Annotated in this window: 6 protein-coding genes; 1 reads left to right on the top strand and 5 read right to left on the bottom strand. The window is 39.4% G+C overall.

Annotated elements, in window-relative coordinates:
* Positions 1 to 279: 279 nt before the first annotated feature.
* Positions 280 to 930, bottom strand: a complete 651-nt coding sequence (locus QL982_RS13875; protein WP_011513677.1) for a DUF411 domain-containing protein — start codon at positions 928 to 930, stop codon at positions 280 to 282.
* 239 nt (positions 931 to 1,169) lie between these two features.
* Here QL982_RS13875 and lnt point away from each other — a divergent pair, with 239 nt between their 5' ends.
* Complete coding sequence (gene lnt, locus QL982_RS13870) at positions 1,170 to 2,738, top strand: apolipoprotein N-acyltransferase (RefSeq protein WP_045448063.1); 1,569 nt, start codon at positions 1,170 to 1,172, stop codon at positions 2,736 to 2,738.
* Between the two features lie 186 nt (positions 2,739 to 2,924).
* Here the strand turns inward: lnt and QL982_RS13865 are convergent, their stop codons facing one another.
* From QL982_RS13865 to parA, 4 genes are all read right to left on the bottom strand, one after another.
* The gene (locus QL982_RS13865; protein WP_087813585.1) at positions 2,925 to 3,851 is read right to left on the bottom strand and encodes a cation diffusion facilitator family transporter; all 927 of its coding nucleotides are present in this window, start codon (positions 3,849 to 3,851) and stop codon (positions 2,925 to 2,927) included.
* A gap of 245 nt (positions 3,852 to 4,096) precedes the next feature.
* Positions 4,097 to 4,291 carry a hypothetical protein gene (locus QL982_RS13860; RefSeq protein ID WP_140412949.1) on the bottom strand — a complete coding sequence of 65 codons (195 nt, stop codon included), beginning with the start codon at positions 4,289 to 4,291 and terminating at the stop codon, positions 4,097 to 4,099.
* A gap of 356 nt (positions 4,292 to 4,647) precedes the next feature.
* The gene (locus QL982_RS13855) at positions 4,648 to 4,857 is read right to left on the bottom strand and encodes a plasmid partition protein ParG (RefSeq protein WP_045448060.1); all 210 of its coding nucleotides are present in this window, start codon (positions 4,855 to 4,857) and stop codon (positions 4,648 to 4,650) included.
* Positions 4,858 to 4,860: 3 nt separating this feature from the next.
* Entirely contained in the window at positions 4,861 to 5,499 is a 639-nt protein-coding gene (parA, locus tag QL982_RS13850; protein ID WP_045448057.1) for a ParA family partition ATPase, read from the bottom strand.
* Positions 5,500 to 5,611 lie beyond the last annotated feature (112 nt).

The raw sequence follows: 5,611 nt of genomic DNA, 5'->3' as shown, positions 1-5,611 counted from the left end.
GTACTGGCTTATGTAATATTACGTAATTGTTTCGATACATCCTGTATATTCTTGTATTAACCCTTAATTATTTATCTATTTTAAGGGTTAATAACCGATAAATCCGCTTACATTGTCATCAAAAGTTACAAATTCAAAGTTGTTTTTGCTTTTAAAGTCGCAATAGCTAATGATTTTTTTGATGAAGAATCATTTTATAAGCAATAGAACAGTCTTATACCTGCCTCATTTACTTTTAACGCTAACACTATAATCAAAGTATTCTTAACTGCTAACACACTATAATTGCTGCTCTACCGATTCAATATCAGCATAAACTTGGGTCGTCCCGTCTTTATTGAGCTGCATAACCTGATAGGGCATGAATTTATTTTGATACTCCATACCTGGGCTACCAACAGGCATGCCAGGTACGGCAAGACCCATAGCTTGTACTGGCGGATTTTCTAAAAACTGCGCCATATACTTAGCAGGTACATGACCTTCAAAGACGTAATCATCAGTAGTGACTACAGTATGGCAAGAACGCATCTCAGTTGGAACGCTGTAGCGCTCTTTAAATACGGCTAAGTCCGCAACATCTTGCGCGGTTGCACTTAGACCATTATCTTCTGCATGACTTATCCATTCTTTACAGCAGCCGCAATTGGCATCTTTATAGACCGTAGCTGAGACGTTTTTTAGTAGGTCTGGTTTACTTACTGACCTTGTCATCATGTGAGCACTTTTAGCGTTTGGTTCATCTTCCTTTAAAGTGATAGCTGTTGCATTTTCGGTTGTTACTGATGTTGTGTTTGCATCAGATACGCCACTACTCGGTTGGCTACAAGCAAATAGTGATGAGGCGGCAAGTAACACCAGCGTACCACGCAACCCCTTAGACAGATGACGATTGAATATAAGACTGGATTTTATTTTTAAGGGGGTCATAGTGCTCTCTCATGTACTGTAGATATTGTGAGCTATAGAAGGTCAAGTAACACTTCATATCGTTTGGTAATGTAGCATAATAACCCATCAAACGGGGTACGTAAATTTATACATTGAGCAGTGCGGACTGGTATCATAAGCAGTTTTTATTTTGAAATGCTGCCTGTAGTATTAACGGGTCTATCTGAGTTTTGGATTTTGATTAAAAATTCAAGGCTCATAATTTTGGATAATTTGCGATGCACCTGTCTACTATTAGTCTACAAAAGCGTTTGAGTACTCACTTAAATCAATTACCGCTATGGCTTACGCTAGTAGCAGCATGGCTTGCAGGGGCTATTTTTTTATTTGCATTATCGCCTTATGGGTTCTGGCCGCTAGCAATAGTGTCACCAGCGATTTTATATGCGCTGTTGGTGCCAAATATGAGTGGTCGTCGCGCTTTTATTATCGGTGAAGCTTACGGTATGGGGCTATGGTGCGTCGGCGGCTTTTGGCTCTATACAGCTATCCATGATTATAGCGATACTCCAACGTGGCTCGCATTGATTATGATTGGATTGATGGGTCTCGGTATGGGACTGTTTCATGGATTTTTAGCACTAGCCTTTAACCGTATGGTAGGCAAACAACCCTTTTCATTTGCTGCTCTTTGGGTGCTACAAGAATGGTTAAAAACTTGGTTATTCACAGGCTTTCCGTGGCTGTTTGTTGGTTATGCGTTTACTGAAGAGTATTGGTTATCGTCCTTAGCACCCGTTGCTGGTGTTTTTGCCGTCTCTTTTGTTGCCATACTATTGGCTGCAAGTTTAGTAGAGCTACTGCTTCGGCGCAGTAGTTATGCCGTCGTTTCTGTACTGTTATTGGCCATTAGCACATCATTATGGCTGGTCAATCCGCAATGGACAAAACCTAAGGGCACACCTGATCTGTCAGTGTCATTGATTCAAGGTAATATTTCACAAGATATAAAGTGGCTGACTCAATATCAAGTAGAAACGCTAAAGATTTATGCGAAGTTAACGCGCACTGAGTGGGGACGTGATGTTGTGGTGTGGCCTGAATCATCTATTCCGATGTTTCAGGATGAGGCTGCGGGCTTTATTAGTGAAATGATAGAAATGGCTAATGCGACCAATACGACATGGATAACTGGTATCCCTTATAAGGATAAAGCGGCATTCAATGCCAGTACGGATAAGTATCCCCCATTTTACAATAGCGTGATTGCTCGAGGTGTAGAAGCGGAAGGCCTATACAAGAAGCAGCGTCTGGTGCCTTTTGGAGAGTATATTCCATTTGAAGGCGTGCTCGATATTTTCCCAAGTTTGGCCGGTAGTCAGGATATTAAGAGCTATAGTCGCGGTAGTGATCAGCAGTCACCGCTACAGGTGCGTGGACACAATATAGGGACGGCTATCTGTTATGAGGTAGCTTATCCAGATACCACGCGTAAAAATGCCATCGATACTGACTTTTTGTTGACGGTCTCTAACGATGCCTGGTTTGGCACTTCAGCAGGACCATTGCAACATTTGCAAATGGTACAAATGCGCGCGCTTGAGAACGGGCGCTGGTTTATTCGAGCGACCAATACTGGTGTTACCGCTATCATTAACCATAAAGGTCGTATTGTAGAACGCGCACCGCAGTTTGAGCGTACTGTACTACGTGGTGAGATACAGGCACGGGTTGGTAACACTCCCTTTATGCTTATGGGAAATTATCCTATCTTGATAATAATAACTCTGTTATTACTACTAAGCTATTTTGGCAAAGGTCTAACCACACTTAGAGGACGAGGGTAATAGTAAACTTAATTATAATAATTTAATCAGCGTAAGTTTTTTATTTTTTCTAGGTAACGTCCTAACGCACGTAAATATAAAAGTTTTAAACTATTGATCACATAAGAACTGATTGAAAAAATTATGTCGACATAAAGCACGCGCCTCATACTTAAAAAGAGATAGCTATATACGGTCTATCATCTTTTAGTTGATACTTTCATTTAATGCACGCGATTTTTGATTGTCATCTGCCTTAATACCAAATTCAATAGTTGCATGTTGTATATTCTGATGCGCCAAATCTTCCTTAATATTTTCTTTCATAATAAGAGTCTCTTCTAATGTCACATCGCTCTTCGGTACGATATGAACTGTCAGAGCATTCTCAGTGGTACTCAAGGCCCAGATGTGCAGATGATGAAAGTTTTGAATAAATTTATAGCTCTCTAAGATAGCAGTGATTTTACTGAGATCAACATTTTGAGGTACTCCGTCAATAGCAAGCTTGATACTCTCTTTTAGTAGACCCCAAGTCGATAACAGTATCACGACTGAAATAATCAAGCTAACTAGAGGATCAACGATATTCCAACTTGTATAGTAAATAATAATGCCCGAGATAACGACACCTACAGAGACCAATGCATCTACCATTAGATGCAAGAAAGCACCTTTAACATTAATATCGTCTTTTTGACCTTTGTAGAATGCAAAAGCAGAAACAGTATTTATAAATACACCTATTAGAGCTGTAATAATAATAACTTTTCCTGCAACTTCCGGTATGGTATCAAATCGACCCAAGGCCTCATACGCAATACCTATAACGATTGTAACTAACAATATGGCGTTAATAAGAGAAGCCATTATAGAAGCTTTTTTGTAGCCATAGGTATAAAGCGTAGTAGATGCTTTCTGTGCTAATTTCATTCCAATTAACGAGATTATTAAACTGGCAACATCACTTAAGTTGTGGCTAGCGTCTGCGATTAAAGCTAATGAATTAGTTGAGTAGCCCACTATGAACTCGATGAGCGTAAATGCAGAATTTAGACCAATTCCAATATAGAAAGCCTTATTCATATTTTTAGGGTTTGGAGCTTGGTGACTGTGGTTATCTGAATTACTCATAATTTACCCTTGTTTAGGTTGCTGCATTTTATTAAAGGTAGAAAATAATTTTATTGCATATCTTCTATATTGCACAGTCAATATTGCTCTAATACCGTAGACACACTTATTGTTATCAATAAACTGAGCCACAACTGGATTGTATGTCCTATCTCTCCTTGGGCGAAAAAAGCGGCTTTTACTGTAATCTAACTGGCTTACGTAAGCTTCTTATTTTCACGTTCAAGCTCTTTAGTATGTGTAGCTTAGTCTTGAATGTTGGTTAGTATGGTTTCATTAGTGCGCTTTTTATGACATGACCACAATGTTCCAAAAGTAGATTCTATTTTCAGTACTATAACTTGAATGGTTGACCACATAGAGGTGTAATCGTTTAATGCTTCAATCAGCATGCGAACGGCGCGTTTTTTAATCTCAGGAGTGTAGGTTTGTCTTTTCATTGTCGTATTCTCTCAGAAAGTTGAGTCTCCGACAATCTCGGGGCGGTTCAGAATAATGATGGGGCTAGAAGCCCCTTATATTTTGTGTAACTTAAATCGTTATTGAGTACGCTTTGATTAAGGGCAATATACCTTAGCACTGCTAACCGTTTTTGGTTCTATTATATGGTACTGATATAGGAAACAGTGCTTGTTTTGCCATGGGCATTTTTTTTGCAGCTTGCTTCTACGTCTGGCTTAAGAAAACAAGCATCTGATGATACTAGAAAGGTACACAGCGTTCGATGATATATATAGTTTTTTGAGTTTTTTATACATATCCTTTTTTTAGGTATAAAAAATCCGATTTTTTATATCTATCGTTCAACCAACTTTTCATCAATCATTTCAGTCAACAGCTCAGTAACCGTTTTTCGGCTTTCAAGCGCGTACCGTTTGAGCGCAATGTGTTTATCTTCATCTAGATTAAAATTCACGCGTACCGTCTTTTTGGGACTGTCCGTCACATCCGATAGAGCTAACTGATCCTTAACGTTCTTACTAGGGCGACCTGCTGATAAACTCATGACCTACTCCTCACCAAAAAATGTTTGAATCTCACTGACTAATGCAGTTATCTCTTGTATCGCATTGCTGTTAGGCGATTCGGTATCAAATACTGTTTTACCAAGGGCAGCACTGTTAGGATAAGCAACACGCTGTATAACTCTAGTTTCTAACACTGGAAGATTGTAATCCAGTAGTGCTGTCGCGACTTCCTTACCTATATTGGTGTTTTGAATAGCACGTGATACGACAAACGCCGCCTTTAGTTGACCATCCATCATCTCTATACGCTGCTGCACCAGATCAACCAAATCGCTGGTCGCCCAGATATCATAGGGGCTCGGCTGCACCGGAATCAATATAAAATCTGCGGCTTTAATAGCTGAAATGGCCAAACTAGTAGCTTGCGGCGATCCATCGATCACCACGTAATCTTTATCAGAAACGCTTTTTAAATCTTTATCAAGTGTTGGTCTATCAAGCCCGATCACTGGTACCGGATTGTCTTCATCAACCGCTCTCCAGTCACGCGCACTGCCCTGCTGGTCGCTATCCACCAACAAAACACTATGACCTTTTAGTTGTAAGCCACGAGCCAAATGCGTTGCGATGGTAGTCTTACCGCTACCACCCTTTTGATTTAATACCGCGATTACCTTCATAAATACAGATCCCTGTAGTATGTATTGAGTATATAAGTATATAAGTATATAAGTATATAAGTATATAAGTATATAAGTATATAAGTATATAAGTATATAAGTATATAAGTAT

The sequence above is a fragment of the Psychrobacter sp. 5A.1 genome (assembly GCF_030407455.1).
Lineage (GTDB): Bacteria > Pseudomonadota > Gammaproteobacteria > Pseudomonadales > Moraxellaceae > Psychrobacter.
Note: the sequence above shows the minus strand (reverse complement) of the source record. Positions and strands in the feature narration are given on the sequence as shown.